Genomic DNA, 19,183 nt, shown 5'->3' on the forward strand with positions numbered 1-19,183 from the left:
GATTCGGGAAACCTCGCTGACAAAATCTGGAACAATTTCAAGTGGTAAATACGATGGTTGCGCGCCGTGATCGGTGGCGATCAGCCCGCGCCTTTGGCGATCGGCTCCTGATAGGTGAAGCCCATGTCCCAGGGGAAATAGATCCAGGTGTCCTGGCTCACCTCGGTGATGAAAGTGTCGACGGTCGGCACGCCTTTCGGCTTGGCGTAGACGCAGGCGAAATGTGCCTTCGGCAGCATGGTGCGCACCTGTGCGGCGGTCTTGCCGGTATCCGTCAGATCGTCGACGACCAGCACGCTTTCGCCGCCATTTTCCATAAGTTCGGGCGCTATTCCCTTGAGCAGCACCATGTCGCCCTGGTTCACATAGTCATGATAGGACGCGACGCAGACGGTCTCGATCAGCCGGATATTCAGTTCGCGCGAAATGATCGCGGCCGGAACGAGGCCGCCGCGGGTGATGCAGACGATCGCCTTGAACGTCTGATCAAGGCCGGCAAGCCGCCRGGCAAGGGCGCGCGCATCGCGGTGGAACTGATCCCAGGAAACGGGAAAGGCTTTATCGGGAAGGGACATCGGGCTGCTCCGCGGCATGAAAAAACGACACGCCGTTTGCCGGCGACCGGACGGGCTTGAAGCGGCGATTGGCAAAACGCAAATCGCGCAGCCGGAACTGCGCGAGAGGGGGCCGAGCTCGAAGCTGTCATCGGTCGCCGCAATTAGCGGGATTTGYCGGCAAAAGGCAAGAGCAGCCAATCAACGCGATAACAGCGTCAGCGCCGTCATCGATTGCAGCAGGGTCTTGGTCGTGCCGCCGAAGATCATCTGCCAGAGCCAGGAATGTGTATAGGCGCCCATGACGAGAAGGTCGATGCTGCTGTCCGAAAGCCGGTTCTCGATGACATGGGATGCGCTCTTGTCCACACTTTGGGCCGTCGAAAGCGTCGTCTTCACGCCATGACGAGCAAGCGTCGCGGCGATGTCGGCGCCTGCGGTCAGCGGCGATTGCAGCGCCGTGTCGGCCGGATCGACCGAAAAGATCTCCACCTCGTCGGCGGCTTTGAGGATCGGCAGCGCGTCGAAGGTCGCGCGCGCCGCCTCCTTCGATCCGTTCCAGGCAATCAGCACACGCTTGATCGGCTTCGGCTGGCGGATGATATAGGGGATCATCAGCACCGGCCGGCCGCTTTCGAAGAGAAAGCTGTCAACGTCGACGTGGCTGTCGGAAGGTCTGGCCGGGTCGGCCTGTGAGGCGATCAAGAGGTCGGCGCTGCGGGCACTTTCGATCAGCGGTGCGGAGCCGTATCCGGTGGATGTGGCAAAGCTGCGCCATTCGGAGGAGGCGCCTGATGCCTCAGCTTTCGCGCGAAAGATGCGCTCCACGGCAATCGTTTCGCTATGCGCCATGTCCTGCAGCGCCTGCACGGCAACGGGATCGGGGATTTCCATCGGCGCCACCAGCGGCACGGCGGAGATGATTTCGGCATGCAGGCCGATCACATGGGCGCCGCTTTGAGCAGCAATGGCAAAGGCGAAATCGGCAACCGCAGCACTATTGTCTGATGTATCGAGAATGGCGAGAATGGTTTTGTAAGACATATCAATTCTCCTTGCGCTGAAATGGCGTGCGCGAGGGAAGGAATGCACCGGACCGTTCTCCTGTTCCTTGATAGGGATCAAGGATGGCCTTTGAGTTCCGGCGTTTCCCTCAGGCCTCCGCGGAATGGTTTTCGGCGATGTCCTTCTTTTGGCGGATGGCGTCGATCATAGCCTGCACCTCGGCGCCGGCTGCATCGATTGCCGCCTGCGAGCGGCCGCGCACGACGATCTCTGTTGAGAATTTCTGGCCGATATAGCGCGGGTAGGAACCGATGCTGGTTTCCGGATGTGCTTTCTGGATAGCGGTCAAGGGCGTGCCGATCTCGCCTTCGCCGTAAGGGCAGGCGATGGCGAGCGAAAGCACCGGCGTGCCGCTTCGAAGCGTCGGCAGCACATTGTCGACCATCGCCTGGAAGACCTGCGGCACGCCGGCCATGACATGGACGTTGCCGATGATGAAGCCGGGCGCCGTTGAGACCGGATTGGCGATATGCGCAGCCCCTCGCGGCATGCGCGCCATGCGCTGGCGCGCCTCGGTGAATTCCATCTCTCGGCGCCGGTACATCTCGGCAAGCAGCGTCATTGCCGTCTCGTCATATTCGCAGGGCACACCGAAAGCCTTGGAGATGGCATCGGCGGTGATGTCGTCATGCGTCGGCCCGATACCGCCCGAGGTGAAGACGTAATCATATTTGCCGCGAAGCGCGTTCAACGCCTCGACGATCGCCTCCTCGTCGTCGGCGACGATGCGCACCTCCTTGAGGTCGATGCCGGAAAGCGTCAGCAAATCGGCGAGGTGGCCGATATTTTTATCCTTGGTGCGGCCGGAAAGAAGTTCGTCGCCGATGGCGAGCATGGCGGCGGTGACGACGATGTCTTGGCTCATGGGATGTTCCGTGATCTGAGGCTGGTGAATAGGTAGTGCCGTTCGGCCGCTTTGCAAACAGCCGCCGGATACGTTCATTTTTGCTGAAATGAAAACGCAAGTGAATTTTCGTCTACGGATGTTGAACACTGAGTTCTTCACGGCATGGCTGTGTTCCGAAACAGGCGCTGATAGAACTCCTCGGTCAAGAAATTCAACCAGTGCTCCAAGGGAGATTGAAGATGGCGAAGGTTCTCGTCCTTTATTATTCGGCTTACGGCCATATCGAAACCATGGCCTATGCCGTTGCCGAAGGCGCGAAGTCGGCCGGCGCCGACGTCACCGTCAAGCGCGTTCCGGAACTGGTTCCGGAAGATGTTGCCAAGGCTTCCTATTACAAGGTCGACCAGGCGGCCCCGATCGCCACCGTTGACGAACTGGCGGACTATGACGCGATCATCGTCGGCGCCGGCACCCGCTTCGGCACGGTCGCCTCGCAGATGCGCAATTTCTGGGATCAGACGGGCGGCCTCTGGTTCGCCGGCAAACTCGTCGGCAAGCTCGGTTCGGTCTTCACCTCTTCGGCAACCCAGCACGGCGGCCAGGAAACGACCATCCTCGGCTTCATCCCCACCTTCCTGCACCAGGGCATGGTCGTTGCCGGCCTGCCTTATGCCTTCCAGGGCCAGATGGGCACCGAGGAAGTCAAGGGCGGCTCGCCCTACGGCGCCTCCACCATCACCAACGGCGACGGCTCGCGCCAGCCTTCCGAGATCGAGCTGGAAGGCGCAAAATACCAGGGCGCCCATGTCGCCAAGCTTGCTGCCAAGCTCGCCTGATCTTTGATACTGAAATGACAAAGGCGCGGCGGGCGTGAGGCTCGCCGCGTCTTTTCCGTTTTCTCTCGCGACAGACCGAGTGCCCCTTGTTCGGCCGCGGCTTTCGGGCGGAAAATGTGTGACGGATCATTCTGCGGTGCAACTGGCCAAAACAGGCATGATTTTTACGGCTGTGGCTCTTCCCATCGCCCATGACGCAAGATATTGAAAACGCCGCAAGCGGGCGTGGCGAAACTGGTAGACGCAAGGGACTTAAAATCCCTCGGCCTTGGCTGTACGGGTTCGACCCCCGTCGCCCGCACCACCTTCATAATCCCGTTCGAATATGCTTGTATTATGCGTGTATTTTGTGGATAAAAGCGCGTTATTGCTTGCATATGGCATTTTCGGTGCAAGGATTGCGCCGCGGCGGTTGAGTAAGTGTTGTCTTGTGGGAGTAAGACGATGGTTTACGATTGGAGTGGGGCAAGGACTAGGCGCATCCGCGTCTTCAAGACCAGTGTCGCGCTTGTTCTCGCAACTGCGATGGCCGCGATACCACTGTTCTTCTGGGCGGTGCAATTGCGCGCTTTCTAGCCGATCCCGCTGATAATCAGCGTTCTGCGAACGGAAGGGCGTTTGGCGCCTTCGTATCGCGCCACCTGTTAATCACCCAGCCGGCCAGAAGCCCGAGGGCTGCGCCCATCGCCTTGATGCTCGCGTCATGCAGGCGCGGATGGCGGCTCGGCGCGAAATATTGCAGCCATTCGATGGCGAATGCGCCGACGATCAGCAGCACGGCCACCGTTTTCCATTGTTTCGGATAGGCAAGCGCGAAGGCGAGGCCGAGGAGTAGATAGGCAACCGCGCGGTCAACATCGACCATCGTGACTGTATCCGGCCTCTCTCCGATCGGCGAAACCGTGACGAAAATGATGAAGGCGAGCAGCAGCCAGGCGAGCGGTTTTGCGAATTTAAAGATCATCATAGCTTCATATAAGTGGCCGCCCTTTTCATTGACAGTTAAAATCAGTTCATGTGCCGCCAATTTCGCGATTGGCTTAAGAAAGCCTTCCTCGGAGCGAACCGGTCCGGGAGCGAACCGGAAACGGCCGAAACGGGCTTTCTTTTGCCGGTCGGCCTGTGCAATAGCGGCGGTGGCTAATTGAGAGAATGGACCACGCCTGTGACGAGACTTGATGTCGAAAGCGCCGAAGAGGCGATGCGCAGCCTTTTTCCGGCAACGCCGCTGCAGCTCAATGATCACCTTTCGGCCCGCTATGGGGCCGATATCTGGCTGAAGCGCGAGGACCTGTCGCCGGTGCGCTCCTACAAGATCCGCGGCGCCTTCAATTTCTTCCGCAAGGCGATCGGGCAGGGTGCCTCCGGAAAGACCTTCGTCTGCGCCTCGGCCGGCAATCACGCCCAAGGCTTTGCCTTCGTCTGCCGCCATTTCGGCGTGCCGGGCGTCGTCTTCATGCCGGTGACGACACCGCAACAGAAGATCGACAAGACCCGTATGTTCGGCGCTGAATTCATCACCATCCGGCTGTTCGGCGACTTCTTCGACCAGTGCTACCAAGCCGCCCGCGAACATGTGGAGGCGGTCGGTGGAGTCATGGTGCCGCCCTTCGACCATGCCGACATCATCGAAGGCCAGGCGACCGTCGCCGCCGAAATCATGCAGCAGCTGCCGGAGGGAACAGTGCCGGACATGGTCGTCCTGCCGGTTGGCGGCGGCGGACTTGCCGCCGGCATCACCGGCTATCTCGACGGCACGGTGCCGAAATCGGCTTTCGTCTTCACTGAGCCGGCCGGCGCGCCGAGCCTTAAGCGCAGCATCGAAGCGGGCAAGGTGACGACGCTTCCCAAGGTCGACAATTTCGTCGATGGCGCTGCAGTGGCGCGCATCGGCGACCTGAATTTCGCGGCTCTTCGCGATTTTCCGGCCGAGCAAGTGCAACTCATGCCGGAGAACGCCATCTGCGTCACCATTCAGGAGATGCTGAATGTCGAGGGCGTCGTGCTGGAGCCGGCCGGCGCCCTGTCGCTGACGGCGATCGCCGCGATGGACGGCCAAGCGATCCGCGGCAAGACCATCGTTGCCGTCGTCTCCGGCGGCAATTTCGATTTCGAGCGTCTGCCTGACGTAAAGGAAAGAGCCATGCGTTACGCAGGGCTGAAGAAATACTTCATCCTGCGGCTCGCCCAGCGCCCTGGTGCACTCCGGGATTTCCTCAATCTGCTCGGCCCCGACGACGATATCGCCCGCTTCGAATATCTAAAGAAATCGGCGCGCAACTTCGGCTCCATCCTGATCGGCATCGAAACCAAAGCGCCTGAGAATTTCGCCCGGCTGATCGGAAATTTCGAAGCAGCCGGCATGGGTTACGAGGATATTACCGAAAACGAGATCCTTGCCAACTTGATCATTTGACTTGGCGACAGCGATATCGCCGTGCTAAAGGCGGAGCATGGCTTCGTTCATTTCAAATATCTTTTCGATGTTCTCCGGCGGCAGCAAACCGGCTACGGAAGCGGCAGGCCCTTCCGGCGAGCCGCAGCTTTACGGCGATTGCACGATCTATGCCGAACCGCGTAGGGAAGGCAGCCAGTATCGCCTTGCCGGCCGCATTGAAAAGAAGGTCGGCGAGGAGGTGCTAGTGCGCAATTTCATCCGCGCCGATCTGTTTACGTCCTCCGACGATGCGATCGAATGCACAGTGCGCAAGGCGCAGCAGATCATCGATCAGCATGGTTCGTCGCTCTTTGGTGACGGCGAGAAGCTTCGTCAGGTCTGAATCGGGATCCGGGCATAGCTCCTGGATACCGGCTGCAACTATTCCTGTGTGTGACCCGGGTGCGCTCCAGCGAGCGCCTTCTCACTCACGCAATCTTAAAGGATTGCGGTGAAAGGTATCGCCTGCAGGATTTGCAGGACACCCCCCGTGTTTGACTGTTTCGGACGATTGACCAAAGGATTCGCCGTCGCGATCGCCGCGCCAGCAGGAGGCCGAACGTCCGGAGCCGAGGTCTCATGATGGAGACACTCAACCTCCTTCTCTTCGTCGTCGAAGCCATCGCCTATTTCGTGCTGATGGTAACGCTTCTGCATTTCCGTCATCGGCTCGGTCTCGGGGTTTTCCTGACGGCGCTCGGCGTCATGCATTTCATGGAGACCTATCTGGCGGCGGTCTTCTATGTCTCGCTGCCGTTCGGGGATGTGTCGCCGGGTTCATCCGTCTTCTTCTCCGGCAAGTTGATGATGATCCTGATGCTTTACCTGCAGGAGGATGCCGCGACGGTGCGCCAGCCGATCTACGGCCTGTTCCTCGGCAACCTGCTCACCGTCGGTATTGCCTGGGTGCTGCAGTTGCACCAGCCGCTGCAGATGTCGACCAACCACACACCCGACGTCGATTTCCTCAAGGAGATGGGCTGGCTGATGGTTTGGGGCACGGCGCTGCTCTATGTCGATTCGCTCGGCATCATTCTGCTTTACGAAAAACTCGGCGATTTCTTCCGCCGCCGCGTCGTCCTACGTTTCCTGATTTCGGGCTTCGTGCTGCTGACCTTCGACCAGATCGGCTTCTTCGCCGCGCTGCATTATTTCTTAGACGTGCCGATCGCCGCATTCTGGGGCGGTTGGAAGGCAAAAATGCTTGCCGTCTGCCTCTACGCGGCGATGTTTGCATTCTATGAATATCGTATTCGCCGCGGCGGAGCAGCCGGGTCCGCACGCTCCATCAGCGACGTGTTCGGCGACCTGACGTTCCGCGAGCGCTACAACGCTCTTCTGGAGCGCACCGGCCGCGACATGCTCACTGGCGTCTACGATCGGACGCGCATGGAAATGGAAGCGCCGCTGATGCTGCTCGAGGCACTGAAGCAGGGGTTATTCGCCACCGTCCTTATTATCGACGCCGATCACTTCAAGGATGTCAATGACGGCTACGGCCATYTCCAGGGCGACGAGGTTCTGAAAGCGATCGCCGCTCGGCTCGGTACGACACTGCGTTCCAGCGACCGCGTCTTCCGCTTCGGCGGCGAGGAATTCGTCGCCGTCTGTCCGGGCACCGACCATGAAGAAGGTCTGCTGCTTGCCGAGCGCCTGCGCTGGACGATCGCGACCAGCGTCAAGACRCCGGATGACAGGCCGGTCACGGTCAGTATCGGCGTTGCGACCGCCGACGAAGACGGCGTCGATTTCACCGCCGTGCTGACGGCTGCCGACGGCAGGCTCTACGCGGCAAAGAAGAGCGGCCGCAACTGCGTCGTCGGCCGCTCCGGCGTGGTGAAACTCAGTTAGCCCGGCTAACTCAGTTAGCCCGACCAACCCAGTTGGTCCGGCCGGCCTCGATTGAGGCACTTCCACCATTTGGCTGAACGTGGCCAACCCTTAGGTATCCTCGAGATTCGCCTGAATACGCTTGCGCGCATCGATGCTGATGGCGCGGGAGTCGGCTTCCTAATTATCGATCGATGCAGTGCTTCGGCCGGGGATGTTGAGGATGTTGCTTAAACCGAAACACTTGCCTGTCTATATATGTATTTTCAATAGGTTATTAGAAACATAAAAACGGCTTGTTCGTAAAATGCAAACGTGATCTCCATTGCGGAAATATCCCGGATGAGTTTTCCTGCGAGGGGCGTGGAGACATGAGTGATTCAATTGCACGGAAGAAAGTCGATGGCGGCGAGTTTACCGTTTTGTGTATCGGCGGGTTTCTTCTTTCGATCGCTTATGGCGTGACCTTTCTGATCCCGGTGCTGGTTGGCCAGCGTGGCGGCGACGAGGCGCTGGCCGGCCTGATCATTTCGGCTGCGACTGTTAGCACCGTCATTCTCGTGATCCTGTCCGGCCACATCGCGGATGCCATCGGCTCGGCGCGGGCGGTGGCTGTTTCGGGGCTGTTTCTTGCCGCGTCAGCGCTGGGATTCGCCATGGTTCCCTCAGTTGGGCTGAGCCTGATGGCGGTCGGTTTCATCCTCGGCATAGGCTGGGGTACCTTCTATGCGCTCGGACCCATTCTGGTCGCTGCGATCGTCGAACCCGAACACCGGATCAGGTTTTTTGCCCTGCTTTCGGGATCAATGATGTCGGGCATCGGCGCCGGACCGATCATTGGCCGCATTGCTACCAGCTGGTCGATGCCGATCGAGGCGGCCTTCGCATTTGCGTTCCTTGCCAGTCTTGCCGGCGGTGCGCTTTACTTTTTGCTCCATATCCGACTGACCAAGGCCGGCAAGATTTTGCCTCATGTCAACAAGATCTCGTTTGGTTCAGCACGTGAGGTGATCGGCTCGCAGGCCATCTATTCCATCATTATGGTCGGCATCGGCGGCGCGATTTTCGGCGGGTTGTCCAGCTTTCAGACCAGCTACGCCAAGGCGCACGGGTTCGACTACTCCCTGTTCTTCATCGGCTTCATGTCCGCCGCGATTCTGAGTCGGCTGTTCGTGGCGGGATATGTGGTCAAGAAAGACCCACTCTATTCGCTTTTGGTCCTGACAAGCCTGACGCTGGCATCGATCCTGCTGTTCCTGATGCTGACATCAAATCAGCTTGCCTATCTGGGAGGCGCAACGATGCTGGGGGTGGGCTATGGGTTGACCTATTCCGTTATTAACGGCCTGGCGGCCAATGAGGCTCCAACTGGCCTTATGCCGCAGTCGCTTTTGTTATTCTCGCTCGCCTATTCCATCGGCGTCTTCGGCTTTCCACTAATCGCCGGAAATCTGATCGTTTCCTCCGGCATCCAGACCATGCTCTGTGTCTTGCTCCTGCTTGCCGTCCTGAATTTGGCAATCGTCCTCTTTCGTGTTGCCCACCGTGCAACGCAAGAACGAAACAAAGCATCCGTAAGAGACAATACAAGCACTCTATGACGGGTGACCGAGGTCGGCGAGGGGCCGGGCAAGCTTGACCTGCCCAGCCCGGCTCACTCAGGCAGCGCGGAAGATCTTGGCGCCGGAGGGCGCACTCGTCATGCCGCCGTCGACTGTGATCTCGATGCCGGTGACATTGGCCGCATCATCCGAGGCCAGATAGAGCGCCGCCTTGGCGATCTCGTCGGCTTCGCTCATGCGGCCGAGCGGGCTCATGCCGCCGATGCGCGCCTCGAGTGCCGACATGGCGTCTTCCGTCTGGGCCATCGGCGACCAGATCGGCGTCTTCGTGCCGCCGGGCGTCACTTGATTGACGCGGATGCCACGCGGCGCAAGCTCGGATGCCATATTGCGCGTCATTGCACGGACCGCCGCCTTGGTCGCCGCATAGGCCGACCAGCCGGGAGCGCCGAGCACGGCATGCACCGAACCGTTGAGGATCACCGAAGCGCCGTCATTGAGATGCGGCAGGGCCGATTGCACGGTGAAGAAAACCGCCGTGAGATTGGTGCTGATGATCTGGTTGAACTGCTCCGGCGATGTCTCGCCGAGCGGCGTCGCGCCGCCGATACCGGCATTGGCGAAGACGATGTCGAACTTGCCGACCTTTCCGGCGGCTTCCGCAAAGGCCTTCTCGGTGGCGGCGGCATCGGTGACATCGACCTTCAGCGCCAGCACACCGGCCCCGAGCGCCTTTTCGGCGGCAGCGAGCGTTTCCGGGTTGCGGCCGGTGATCACAACACTGGCACCCTCGTCGATGAAGACCCTGGCGGTCGCAAGACCGATGCCGCTGTTTCCGCCGGTAATCAGGGCGACCTTATTTCTTAGACGCATGATTCATGCTCCTCTTGGAATTGGCAACGATCTGGATTATGATCGTTATCCATAAGGATTATGATGATAATCCACATGAGTCAAGAGAAGCATGATGCCGAAAAGTGTAAGCGGTTTTCGGCCGACATCATGCTCATTCGATTGGTGCCGGGGAGATGTCCGATGGGTCGTTCGCAGCTGGAAAAACAGAAGACGCACGAGAAGATTGTCGAGACCGCGTCGAAGCGGCTGCGCGAGGAGGGGCTCGAAGGTATTGGCGTCGCCGACCTGATGAAGGAGGCCGGACTGACCGTCGGCGGCTTCTACAAGCATTTCGCCTCCCGCGACGATCTGGTCGCCGAGGCGATCCAGTCCGCTTTCGATTCATGGGGACGCAAGCTGGAGGCCGAGGGGGTGAACCCGGCGGAGATGACGGCTGCCGATGTCGCCGATCGYTATGTGAGCGCCTATCATCGCGACAATCCCGGTGAAGGCTGCCCTTTTGCCGCGCTGACCTCCGATATATCACGCAGCGGCGAGAAGGCGCGGGGGATTGCGACGGACGGGCTCCGGCGCAATTTCGCGTCATTGGCGAGCAAGGCTGCGGGAGCGGACGATAGCGAACGGCGGCGCAGGGCGATCATGGCCTTCGCGATGATGACCGGCGGGGTCGGCCTTGCCAGGATTTCGTCCGATGAGGAACTCTCGGCCGAAATCCTGGCAACGGTCCGGGATTTTGTCGCCGATATCGACAAATGAAAAACGGCCGGCAAAGGCCGGCCGTTCCATGGAGCGTCGAAGAGCCGATCAGGCCGCCAGTGCGATTTCCTGGACGCGCGACTTGGCGGCGTCGATGGCCTTTTCGGCAGCTTCCGGACCGAAGGCCAGGCCTTCGACATAAATGGTCTCGATATCGCTGATGCCGAGGAAGCCGAGAACCGACTTCAGGTACGGTACGGCATGGTTCAAGGCGGCGGCCGGGCCCTGCGAGTAGACGCCACCCGAGGCGAGCACCACATAAACCTTCTTGCCGGTTGCGAGGCCGACCGGACCACTTTCCGTGTATTTGAAGGTCAGCCCGGCACGGGCGACGTTGTCGATCCAGGTCTTCAGCGACGAATAGATGTTGAAGTTGATGAGGCCGGTGCTGATGACGATCGTGTCGGCGGCGAGCAGTTCGTTGACAAGCTCGTCGGAAGTCTTGACGGCAACGGTTTCCTCAGCGGTGCGGGCCTCGGGCGGCTTGCGGATCGCGCCGGTGAAGAGGTCATCGATATGCGGCAGCGGGTTGGCGGCAAGGTCGCGGCGAACGACGACGCTGCCCGGATTCTGGCTCTTCAGCTTTTCGGCGAGATCGACGGCGATCGGCGTCGAGAGCGATTCGGCGCGCGGGCTGGACGTCAGAAGAAGGATGGACGACATGGTGCATTTCCTTTCGAATGGGATTTGACGGCCCGTTGCTGGGAGGTGAGCCGCAGTCTCGATGAGGAAAATAGGTCTGGCCTGCTATCGAAAAAACGGTGATAATGTCGATCGAAACTATCGATGGAATGGATAGAAGATGCTGCCGAACCCGACTCTGGACCAATTGCAGGTGTTTTTGACCGTTGCCGAGACCGGCAGCTTTTCGGCCGCTTCGCGGGCGCTGAACCGGGCACAGTCAGTCGTGAGCTATACGATCGCCAATCTGGAAGCACAGCTCGAAGTGCCGCTTTTCGAGCGCTTCGGCGCACGCCAGCCGAGGCTGACGGAGGCTGGCAAGGCGATGCTGGAGGATGCGCGGCGCATTCTGGGCGACCTGCAGGTCATGCGGGCGCGCGTCAAGAGCCTGAGGGAAGGGCTCGAAGCGGAGGTTTCGGTCGCCATCAGCGTCATGGTGCCTTCGCGAGCCCTGGTGGACGTCCTCCACGAATTCCGCGAGATGTTTCCATCCGTTTCGTTGAGCCTCAATGTCGGCGAGCTCGGAATGGTCATGGATCTCGTCCTCAGCGGCAAGGCGACGATCGGGATTGGTGGCGCGGTCGTCAAGCAGGACGATTCGATCGTCACGGAACGGATCGGTCATTCCTTCATGTTGCCGGTTGCCGCGCGCAACCACCCGCTTGCCGGGATCGGCCGGCCACTGACGCTCGGCGACGTCCGCGAGGAAGTGCAACTCGTCGTCACCGATGCGTCGGGCCGGACGAAGGGGCGCGATTTCAACGTTCTGTCCTACAAGACATGGCGCGTCAGTGATATTGCAACGAAGCACCAGCTCATCAAGGCCGGCCTTGGCTGGGGCGGCCTTCCGGCTTCCGTGATCCATGACGATCTCGTTGGCGGCACGCTCGTCCATCTCGATCTGGATGCCTACGAACAGGGGGAGTATCCGATATATTCGGTGCGCCAACTCGCCAACCCGCCCGGACCTGCCGCCACCTGGATGATCGACGCGTTCCGCACGCGGCTTTCCCATTGCCCGAACCAGGCCGATTTTCATGCGCAGATGGCGGAACTCCAGGAACCCGCGACACCGCTCGCGGCCGAATGACGAAGGCGCGGCGGACGCGCCTTCGCCGGCATCCTCTTCGGCTTAAAGAACCAGCCTGAACTTCGAGAAACCATCGGCCCCTTCGCCGGCATCCTCGATCTTCACGCTCTTGACCTCGGCGAGGAACTGCTTCGCCTTCGGGCCGCTTTCGAAGGTCGCGGTCGTGCCCGCGAGTGGCTTGAAGGTCCAGTTTGCGTCAGCCGACGGATTGATCGTGCCCTGATCATGGATATAGCGGACGATAACGTCGCGGTTGGTATCCGGCGCCTGGAAGATCACCTTATCCGCGGTGATCTCAGGGAAATTGCCACCGCCGCCGGCGCGGTAGTTGTTCGAGACGACGACGAACTTTTGAGCCGGGTCGATCGGCTTGCCGTTGAAGGCGAGGTTCTGGATGCGGTTGGCGTCCGGATGGATCGGCTTGCCTGATGAATCATATTTCGGCGGCTGCGACAGGTCGATCTGGTAGGTGACGCCGTCGATCACGTCGAAATTGTAGGAGGGGAAATCGGTATTGAGCAGCGCCGCATCGTTCGAGCCGGCCTCGATGTGATTGAACATGCCGGCTGACATTTCGAGCCAGTTCTTCACCTGGGCGCCGGTGATGGCAACAGCCTGCACCGTGTTCGGGTAGAGATAGAGGTCGGCGACGTTCTTGATGGCGATATCGCCGGCCGGAACATCGGTATAGTAATCGGCGCCGCCGCGACCGCCGGCCTTGAAGGGAGCCGCCGCCGAAAGCACCGGCAGGTCCTTGAACTCGGTGTCGGCGAGCATCTGCTTGATGTACCAGGTCTGGGCTTGGCTGACGACCTGCACCGAGGGATCGTCGGCGACGAGTGCGAAGTAGGAATAGAGCGGTGCTGACGTCTTGCCGACCGGGGTGCGGACATAGGCAAGTGTCGCTTCGTGCTCGGCCTTGGCGGCTTCGACCACGTCCTTCTTGTCGGCGTAGTCGGCAACCACCTTCTTCTTGTCGTCGCGATGATAGATCGGCCGTGCTTCCGAGGTGAAATCGACGATCTTCCAGCTGTTGCCGTCCTTTTCGAGCAGCAGGTCGATAAGGCCGAGATGCGAGCCCCAGAAGCCGGCCATCACGGCGGGCTTGCCGTGCAGCGTACCCTTGGCGGGGTCGGCATTGGCGACGCCGTCCCAGCTCTTCGGGCCGGGGAAGACGAGATGCTGGTGGCCGGTGAAGATCGCGTCGATCCCATCGACGGCGGCGAGATGCAGCGAGGCGTTCTCCATCTTTTCGGATGGTGCGCTGCCGTCGATGCCGGAATGCGAGAGCGCAATGATGATATCGGCGCCGGCTTCCTTCATGGCGGGAACCCAGGCCTTGGCGGCCTCGACGATGTCGCGCGTCTGCGCCTTGCCTTCGAGGTTCTTGATGTCCCAGAGCATGATCTGCGGCGGTACGAAGCCGATGAAGCCGATCTTGACGGGGCTCTCATTGCCGGCGCCGTCTTTGATCTGCTTTTCCAGAATGATGTAGGGCTTGAAGAAGAGATCGTCCTGCTTCGGGTCCGAGGCGAGCTGGCCCTTGGTCAGGTTGGCGCAGACGAAGGGGAAGTTCGCGCCTGATAGGACCTTGAACATGAAGTCGAGGCCGTAGTTGAACTCGTGATTGCCGAGCGTGCCAACCGTATAGCCGAGCGTGTTCATCGCCTTGATCACCGGATGGACGTCGCCGTCCTTCATGCCGTGCTGATAGGCCATGTAGTCGCCCATCGGATTGCCCTGCAGCACGTCGCCATTGTCGATCAGCAGTGAGTTGATAGCCTCGGCGCGGATCCCGTCGATGATCGTCCCGGTGCGCGCAAGACCCATCGTGTCGTTCGGCTTGTCGGCATAATAGTCATAGGGGAAGACATTAACGTGAATGTCGGTCGTTGCCATGAGCCTGAGATGCGCCTGGTTGGCGCTGGCGCGGGCGCTGAAAGGATGCAGCAGCACCAGGGCGGAAGTGGCGGCGAGGCCGCCGAGCAGGGAACGGCGGCTCATTACGCCAACATCGAAATTGGAAGACATGGAAACTCTCCTTCAGGGTCATGCATCGTCCGGCCCGTCAGAATTAGGACGATTTGGCGAGGAGTACACTGCGAAAATGACAGGACGTCAAAACAATCCGCCGGAAAAGCGTCATGGCTCTGAAATGCAATTTATGGTTCAGTCAGTCGGCGCCAGGCTGCCGCAAACGCAAGGCGCGGTCACCCTCGGCGTCAGCGTCAACCGCAGCCGCTGGAGCATCTCAGCCGCTCCTTCGGCGCAAAGGCCGGGCAACCTTACGAGTTTGGCGTCGATGTTGTTAAGTGGGGCGTCCGCTCGACGTTGACGGCGGTTCTAACCAGCGGGCGTACTGCCAGTACCGGCCGCATCTCCTTATGGAAAAAGYGGAAATAGGAGGAGATCTGCGCCCGCGCATTCGAATTCACGTCGAACTGGATGCCGACGCGGCCATTATGCTTCCAGCGGATGACACCTTCGAGCAGCCCGAGGTTTTCGGCCTCGATGCGCACCTTGCTGCCGGAGGCAGCATGGAGCGGCCCCTTCATCTCCAGGGCGGCACCGGTTGGCGATAGGTTGAGGATGCGGGCATCCACCTGGCTGTTCAGGTATTTGACATGGCCGAACACGCGGCAGTTTTTCCGATCGGCCTTTCGGGCCGTGATTTTCAAGTTGCGGGTCATACTGTCTCCCTTGATATAGCCAGGGAGCATAGCGCCGGAAAATTGAAATGGTTTTAGGGGCTTGGCTAAAATTGCAGTGAAACGTCAATTGGCAGCAGCGGCCCTGCGTCCCACCACATGTTCGCGCCAGACGGTGAAGATGCCGGCGGCGACCACGATCGCCGAGCCGACGATCATGTTGAAGCTGAGCGTTTCGCCATAGATCACCATGCCGAAGATAGAAGCGTAGACAAGTGACAGATAGGTCAGCGGCTGGACGGCGGCGGCATCGAGAACATCGTAGGCGCGGATCAGGAAATAATGGCTGGAGATGCTGGTCATGCAGACGAGCGCCATCCAGCCCCAGTCGCCCGGCGCCATCCAGCTCCAATAGAACGGCCCAACCAGCGTCATCGTGACGCCGCCGACGACGCCGGTATAGAAGAAGCTGGTCATCGACGAGTCGTCGCGGCTGACCAGGCGGGTGGCGATGACGTAGAAGGCGAAGTTGAAGCAGGAAAGGACGGCGAGAAGCAGCTTAAGGTCGAAAAATTCGCCTTCGGGCTTCAGGATCAGCAGCACTCCGAACAGTCCGGCGCCGATCGCTGCCCACCGCCGCCACCCGACCCGTTCGCCGAGGATCGGCATCGCCAGCAGCGCGATCAGGATCGGCGTCGCGGAAAAGATCGCCTGTGAACGGGCAAGGCCGATCACGGCAAAGCAGGTGATGGCGAGAACCACCTGGACTGCAAGCAGAACGCCGCGCGTCACCTGCAGGAAGGGGCGTTTGGTGCGGGCCGTCGCCTTGATCCCACCGCGCATCTTCGAAGCGAGGATGATCGTGAAAAGCGCAAAGGCCCAATAGCGGATCATCGTCACGAAGATCGGCGGATAGGCCGTCGCCAGATGTTTCGAGATGGCGTCCTGCAGTGAAAAGATGGTGAGCGCCAGCAGAACGAAAATATAGCCTTGGGTCTTCGATGTCATGACTTGCCAATGAGCGGGAAACGCCCGCGAGCGTGAAAAGTCTGGGCAGGCTTTCGGCGAAGATGCAAGGCCTCAAAGCCCGACATTCGGCTTGTCGATGATTTCTCTGAGCGCGAAGCTGGAATTGATCTTGACGACATGGGGCAGGGCCGACAGCCAGTCGCGGTGGATCCGCTCATAGTCCTCGAGGTCGCGGGCGGCGACCCTGAGGATATAGTCGTATTCGCCCGACATGAGGTAACAGACGAGCACGTTCGGGCAGAGCTTCACCGCTGCCTCGAATTCCGCCAGCGTCTTGGCGAACTGGCCGGAGAGCGAGATATGCACGATGGCGATCATCTTGTAGTCGAGCGCCTTGTGTGAAAGCCGCGCATGGTAGCCGCCGATGACGCCGCTTCTTTCCAAGATGTCGAGCCGGCGCGAACAGGCCGAAGGCGACAATCCGATCCTTTCGGCAAGCTCGGCATTGGTGATCCGGGCATTGGCCTGCAATGCCCGAAGAATCGCAAGATCGATGGTATCGAGATCAGCCATTCGAAGAACCTTCGAAAAAAGATAGGATGAATGCAATAATCGCCGAAAAATCGCGTCTTCGCAAATCGTCTTTGCAAGGACATTTCACTGTCTTGATGGTTGGATTCCTCATCTGAAAAAATCCGCGGCCGCGGAGATAAAATGAGAGGAAACGCCCATGCGTGTCGGTTGCCCGAAGGAAATCAAGAATCATGAATATCGCGTCGGCCTGACGCCGGCTTCGGTGCGAGAATATGTTGCCCACGGCCACGAGGTCTGGGTGGAGACCAAGGCAGGCGTCGGTATCGGCGCTGATGATGCTGCCTATGCCGCGGCTGGCGCCAAGATCGCCGCCTCCGCCAAGGATATCTTCGAAAAGTGCGACATGATCGTCAAGGTGAAGGAGCCGCAGCCTGCCGAATGGGCGCAGCTCCGTGACGGCCAGCTTCTCTACACCTATCTGCACCTGGCGCCGGATCCCGAACAGACCAAGGGTCTCATCGCCTCGGGCGTCACCGCGATCGCCTATGAGACGGTGACTGACGAGCGCGGCGGCCTGCCGTTGCTGGCGCCGATGTCGGAGGTCGCCGGACGCCTGTCGATCCAGGCAGGAGCGACGGCGCTGCAGAAGGCCAATGGTGGCCTCGGCGTCCTGCTCGGTGGCGTGCCCGGCGTGTTGCCGGCCAAGGTCGCGGTCATCGGTGGCGGCGTCGTTGGCCTGCATGCGGCCAGGATGGCCGCCGGCCTCGGCGCCGATGTCAGCATCCTCGACAAGTCGCTGCCGCGTCTGCGCCAGCTTGACGATATCTTCGCAGGCCGAATCCACACGCGTTATTCCAGCATCCAGGCGCTGGAGGAGGAAGTCTTCTCGGCCGATCTCATTATCGGCGCCGTGCTGATCCCGGGTGCTGCCGCTCCGAAGCTCGTTACCCGCGAGATGCTGTCCGGCATGAAGAAGGGCTCCGTCATCGTCGATGTCGCCATCGACCAGGGCGGCTGCTTCGAGACCTCGCATGCGACGACCCATTCCGATCCGACTTACGAAGTCGACGGCGTCGTGCATTATTGCGTCGCCAACATGCCGGGCGCCGTGCCGGTCACCTCGGCGCACGCGCTGAACAATGCCACCTTGGTTCATGGCCTGGCGCTTGCCGACCGCGGCCTGCGCGCCATCGCCGAAGACAAGCATCTGAGGAACGGCCTCAACGTGCACAAGGGCCGCATCACCAGCAAGCCGGTCGCCGACGCGCTGGGCTACGAGGCCTTCGCGCCGGAGAGCGTGCTGAACGTAGCGTAAGCTAGCTGACTCTAGCTGACGACTTACAGCGCTATTTTTCGGCCGGCAGGGCGGTATCCGAGGGGATGCCGCCTTCTTTGTATGACCGCGTACCTGTAATCGAACCGCGACCGTTGGCGGCGTTGGAGTTGTACTTTTCCTTGTCACGCAGCGCGACGAGTTGTGTCCCGCCGATCAGTGTCTATCGTATCATGCTGATGGGCACTCGCCATCTAAACGGAGCAGCAATGACGGTTGATCGTCGAGAGGAAATATCGCCGGTTCCGCTTCGAACGTCACCTGCCGGCCTCGAAACATATATTGCCGGCAGAACACTCGTCAGCGGGGATGGACCAGCCTGGACGGATCTATTCGTGCAGGTGTTTTCCCGCCTGACAGTGCAACAACCCTTTCTTGTTCCGGCGGTCGCCGAGCCTCTCGTTGTTTGGGTGATCTCAGGTCAGGCATGCGTGGAGGAACGCGATCTGGGTGGGGAGTGGGAGGCCAATACAGTCAGAGTCGGGGATTTTTTTCTGACGCGGTCGCCAACGCCATACGAAATGCGCTGGCATGCCGAGGGAGACGAACCTTTCCAGGTAATGCATCTCTATCTCTCCGTTCCGTTGTTTGACCGGGTGGCGGAAGCGGTTCTCGGCAAGGCTGCCAGTGCCATGCGCCTGCGCGACATATCGGGCGGCCGCGACCAACATCTTTCCAGCATGCTGGAACTGATCCATGCTGAACTGACGGCCGAAGGGGAGGGAAGCCGGCTCTTCGTGCAGGGATTGGCGCAGACGCTCGCCGTTCATCTTATCCGGCAATACGCAACATTTGACGCAGAGGCACGGCCGTCAAATGCCCTCCCGGGCGCAAAGCTACGGCGGGCCATTGCATTCATGGAAGCCAACCTTCAGGAGCCGTTTGATCTCGCACGTCTGGCGCAAACGGCCGGCATGAGCGCGTTTCACTTCAGCCGCCTCTTCAAGAAGGCCACTGGCCTTTCCCCATCCCATTATTTCATTCGCCAACGCATCGCCAAGGCCCAGCAACTTCTGCAGGAAACCAGTACCAGTATCATCGAGATCGGCATGTCCGTGGGGTATTCGAGCCCCAGCCATTTTGCTCAAATTTTCCGCCGGGAGGCCGGCGTCTCCCCCAGCGACTACCGTCGCAGCTGAAGCGCGTCGCGATCTTTCAGATTCGCTCCTCGCGCTTTAGGTCTTTG

Annotated in this window: 20 protein-coding genes and 1 tRNA gene; 11 read left to right on the top strand and 10 right to left on the bottom strand. The window is 60.1% G+C overall.

Features of this window, described 5'->3' with window-relative positions:
• Positions 1-80: 80 nt before the first annotated feature.
• The 3 genes from gpt to AC1ECN_RS09985 all read right to left on the bottom strand — a co-directional run bounded on the left by gpt (position 81) and on the right by AC1ECN_RS09985 (position 2,484).
• On the bottom strand, positions 81-575 hold the full coding sequence (gene gpt, locus AC1ECN_RS09975; RefSeq protein ID WP_477952881.1) for a xanthine phosphoribosyltransferase: 495 nt from the start codon (positions 573-575) through the stop codon (positions 81-83).
• A 180-nt stretch (positions 576-755) separates the two neighbouring features.
• The gene (locus AC1ECN_RS09980) at positions 756-1,598 is read right to left on the bottom strand and encodes a universal stress protein (protein ID WP_024320597.1); all 843 of its coding nucleotides are present in this window, start codon (positions 1,596-1,598) and stop codon (positions 756-758) included.
• A gap of 109 nt (positions 1,599-1,707) precedes the next feature.
• Complete coding sequence (locus tag AC1ECN_RS09985; RefSeq protein ID WP_024320598.1) at positions 1,708-2,484, bottom strand: competence/damage-inducible protein A; 777 nt, start codon at positions 2,482-2,484, stop codon at positions 1,708-1,710.
• A gap of 221 nt (positions 2,485-2,705) precedes the next feature.
• Here AC1ECN_RS09985 and wrbA point away from each other — a divergent pair, with 221 nt between their 5' ends.
• The 3 genes from wrbA to AC1ECN_RS10000 all read left to right on the top strand — a co-directional run bounded on the left by wrbA (position 2,706) and on the right by AC1ECN_RS10000 (position 3,878).
• Positions 2,706-3,302 carry an NAD(P)H:quinone oxidoreductase type IV gene (wrbA, locus tag AC1ECN_RS09990; protein ID WP_018073296.1) on the top strand — a complete coding sequence of 199 codons (597 nt, stop codon included), beginning with the start codon at positions 2,706-2,708 and terminating at the stop codon, positions 3,300-3,302.
• Positions 3,303-3,521: 219 nt separating this feature from the next.
• Positions 3,522-3,606 (top strand) — tRNA-Leu (locus AC1ECN_RS09995).
• Positions 3,607-3,746: 140 nt separating this feature from the next.
• Positions 3,747-3,878, top strand: coding sequence for a hypothetical protein (locus AC1ECN_RS10000; protein WP_003538776.1), 132 nt, complete (start codon positions 3,747-3,749; stop codon positions 3,876-3,878).
• Positions 3,879-3,894: 16 nt separating this feature from the next.
• Here the strand turns inward: AC1ECN_RS10000 and AC1ECN_RS10005 are convergent, their stop codons facing one another.
• Complete coding sequence (locus tag AC1ECN_RS10005; protein ID WP_018073297.1) at positions 3,895-4,329, bottom strand: VanZ family protein; 435 nt, start codon at positions 4,327-4,329, stop codon at positions 3,895-3,897.
• Between the two features lie 138 nt (positions 4,330-4,467).
• Between AC1ECN_RS10005 and ilvA the strand changes: the two genes are divergently transcribed.
• The 4 genes from ilvA to AC1ECN_RS10025 all read left to right on the top strand — a co-directional run bounded on the left by ilvA (position 4,468) and on the right by AC1ECN_RS10025 (position 9,170).
• Positions 4,468-5,718, top strand: coding sequence for a threonine ammonia-lyase (gene ilvA, locus AC1ECN_RS10010; protein WP_018073299.1), 1,251 nt, complete (start codon positions 4,468-4,470; stop codon positions 5,716-5,718).
• A 37-nt stretch (positions 5,719-5,755) separates the two neighbouring features.
• Positions 5,756-6,082, top strand: coding sequence for an HlyU family transcriptional regulator (locus AC1ECN_RS10015; RefSeq protein ID WP_024320601.1), 327 nt, complete (start codon positions 5,756-5,758; stop codon positions 6,080-6,082).
• A 236-nt stretch (positions 6,083-6,318) separates the two neighbouring features.
• Positions 6,319-7,590, top strand: coding sequence for a GGDEF domain-containing protein (locus AC1ECN_RS10020; protein ID WP_477952884.1), 1,272 nt, complete (start codon positions 6,319-6,321; stop codon positions 7,588-7,590).
• Between the two features lie 350 nt (positions 7,591-7,940).
• The gene (locus tag AC1ECN_RS10025; protein ID WP_024320602.1) at positions 7,941-9,170 is read left to right on the top strand and encodes an MFS transporter; all 1,230 of its coding nucleotides are present in this window, start codon (positions 7,941-7,943) and stop codon (positions 9,168-9,170) included.
• 57 nt (positions 9,171-9,227) lie between these two features.
• On the opposite strand, the gene AC1ECN_RS10030 is transcribed toward AC1ECN_RS10025, so the two are convergent.
• Positions 9,228-10,004, bottom strand: coding sequence for an SDR family oxidoreductase (locus tag AC1ECN_RS10030; protein WP_018073303.1), 777 nt, complete (start codon positions 10,002-10,004; stop codon positions 9,228-9,230).
• Positions 10,005-10,166: 162 nt separating this feature from the next.
• Here AC1ECN_RS10030 and AC1ECN_RS10035 point away from each other — a divergent pair, with 162 nt between their 5' ends.
• On the top strand, positions 10,167-10,742 hold the full coding sequence (locus AC1ECN_RS10035) for a TetR/AcrR family transcriptional regulator (protein WP_018073304.1): 576 nt from the start codon (positions 10,167-10,169) through the stop codon (positions 10,740-10,742).
• A gap of 48 nt (positions 10,743-10,790) precedes the next feature.
• On the opposite strand, the gene AC1ECN_RS10040 is transcribed toward AC1ECN_RS10035, so the two are convergent.
• Positions 10,791-11,405, bottom strand: coding sequence for an FMN-dependent NADH-azoreductase (locus AC1ECN_RS10040; RefSeq protein WP_018073305.1), 615 nt, complete (start codon positions 11,403-11,405; stop codon positions 10,791-10,793).
• Between the two features lie 139 nt (positions 11,406-11,544).
• Between AC1ECN_RS10040 and AC1ECN_RS10045 the strand changes: the two genes are divergently transcribed.
• On the top strand, positions 11,545-12,513 hold the full coding sequence (locus AC1ECN_RS10045) for a LysR family transcriptional regulator (RefSeq protein ID WP_027689014.1): 969 nt from the start codon (positions 11,545-11,547) through the stop codon (positions 12,511-12,513).
• 42 nt (positions 12,514-12,555) lie between these two features.
• Here AC1ECN_RS10045 and AC1ECN_RS10050 read toward each other — a convergent pair whose 3' ends face one another.
• The 4 genes from AC1ECN_RS10050 to AC1ECN_RS10065 form a co-directional block, all read right to left on the bottom strand.
• Positions 12,556-14,544: a bifunctional 2',3'-cyclic-nucleotide 2'-phosphodiesterase/3'-nucleotidase gene (locus AC1ECN_RS10050; protein ID WP_130725853.1), complete on the bottom strand. Its 1,989-nt coding sequence runs from the start codon at positions 14,542-14,544 to the stop codon at positions 12,556-12,558.
• A gap of 254 nt (positions 14,545-14,798) precedes the next feature.
• Positions 14,799-15,203, bottom strand: coding sequence for a PilZ domain-containing protein (locus AC1ECN_RS10055; RefSeq protein ID WP_477952888.1), 405 nt, complete (start codon positions 15,201-15,203; stop codon positions 14,799-14,801).
• Between the two features lie 84 nt (positions 15,204-15,287).
• Positions 15,288-16,169, bottom strand: coding sequence for a DMT family transporter (locus tag AC1ECN_RS10060; RefSeq protein ID WP_017993714.1), 882 nt, complete (start codon positions 16,167-16,169; stop codon positions 15,288-15,290).
• 72 nt (positions 16,170-16,241) lie between these two features.
• Positions 16,242-16,703 carry an Lrp/AsnC family transcriptional regulator gene (locus tag AC1ECN_RS10065; protein ID WP_003538804.1) on the bottom strand — a complete coding sequence of 154 codons (462 nt, stop codon included), beginning with the start codon at positions 16,701-16,703 and terminating at the stop codon, positions 16,242-16,244.
• A gap of 157 nt (positions 16,704-16,860) precedes the next feature.
• On the opposite strand from AC1ECN_RS10065, the gene ald reads away from it, so the two are divergent.
• Both ald and AC1ECN_RS10075 read left to right on the top strand, forming a co-directional pair.
• On the top strand, positions 16,861-17,979 hold the full coding sequence (gene ald / locus AC1ECN_RS10070; RefSeq protein ID WP_020049625.1) for an alanine dehydrogenase: 1,119 nt from the start codon (positions 16,861-16,863) through the stop codon (positions 17,977-17,979).
• Positions 17,980-18,206: 227 nt separating this feature from the next.
• On the top strand, positions 18,207-19,136 hold the full coding sequence (locus AC1ECN_RS10075) for a helix-turn-helix domain-containing protein (RefSeq protein WP_130672439.1): 930 nt from the start codon (positions 18,207-18,209) through the stop codon (positions 19,134-19,136).
• The last annotated feature ends 47 nt before the right edge of the window (positions 19,137-19,183 follow it).

Source organism: Rhizobium sp. 01N447_2 (genome assembly GCF_056399245.1).

Bases quoted from the DNA above. Each gene is read 5' to 3' on its own strand.
- AC1ECN_RS10050 (WP_130725853.1), bottom strand. From the start codon at position 14,544: ATGTCTTCCAATTTCGATGTTGGCGTAATGAGCCGCCGTTCCCTGCTC.
- AC1ECN_RS10030 (WP_018073303.1), bottom strand. From the start codon at position 10,004: ATGCGTCTAAGAAATAAGGTCGCCCTGATTACCGGCGGAAACAGCGGC.
- AC1ECN_RS10075 (WP_130672439.1), top strand. From the start codon at position 18,207: ATGACGGTTGATCGTCGAGAGGAAATATCGCCGGTTCCGCTTCGAACG.
- AC1ECN_RS09980 (WP_024320597.1), bottom strand. From the start codon at position 1,598: ATGTCTTACAAAACCATTCTCGCCATTCTCGATACATCAGACAATAGT.
- AC1ECN_RS10065 (WP_003538804.1), bottom strand. From the start codon at position 16,703: ATGGCTGATCTCGATACCATCGATCTTGCGATTCTTCGGGCATTGCAG.
- AC1ECN_RS10040 (WP_018073305.1), bottom strand. From the start codon at position 11,405: ATGTCGTCCATCCTTCTTCTGACGTCCAGCCCGCGCGCCGAATCGCTC.
- wrbA (WP_018073296.1), top strand. From the start codon at position 2,706: ATGGCGAAGGTTCTCGTCCTTTATTATTCGGCTTACGGCCATATCGAA.
- ald (WP_020049625.1), top strand. From the start codon at position 16,861: ATGCGTGTCGGTTGCCCGAAGGAAATCAAGAATCATGAATATCGCGTC.
- AC1ECN_RS09985 (WP_024320598.1), bottom strand. From the start codon at position 2,484: ATGAGCCAAGACATCGTCGTCACCGCCGCCATGCTCGCCATCGGCGAC.
- AC1ECN_RS10060 (WP_017993714.1), bottom strand. From the start codon at position 16,169: ATGACATCGAAGACCCAAGGCTATATTTTCGTTCTGCTGGCGCTCACC.
- AC1ECN_RS10045 (WP_027689014.1), top strand. From the start codon at position 11,545: ATGCTGCCGAACCCGACTCTGGACCAATTGCAGGTGTTTTTGACCGTT.
- AC1ECN_RS10025 (WP_024320602.1), top strand. From the start codon at position 7,941: ATGAGTGATTCAATTGCACGGAAGAAAGTCGATGGCGGCGAGTTTACC.
- AC1ECN_RS10015 (WP_024320601.1), top strand. From the start codon at position 5,756: ATGGCTTCGTTCATTTCAAATATCTTTTCGATGTTCTCCGGCGGCAGC.
- AC1ECN_RS10000 (WP_003538776.1), top strand. From the start codon at position 3,747: ATGGTTTACGATTGGAGTGGGGCAAGGACTAGGCGCATCCGCGTCTTC.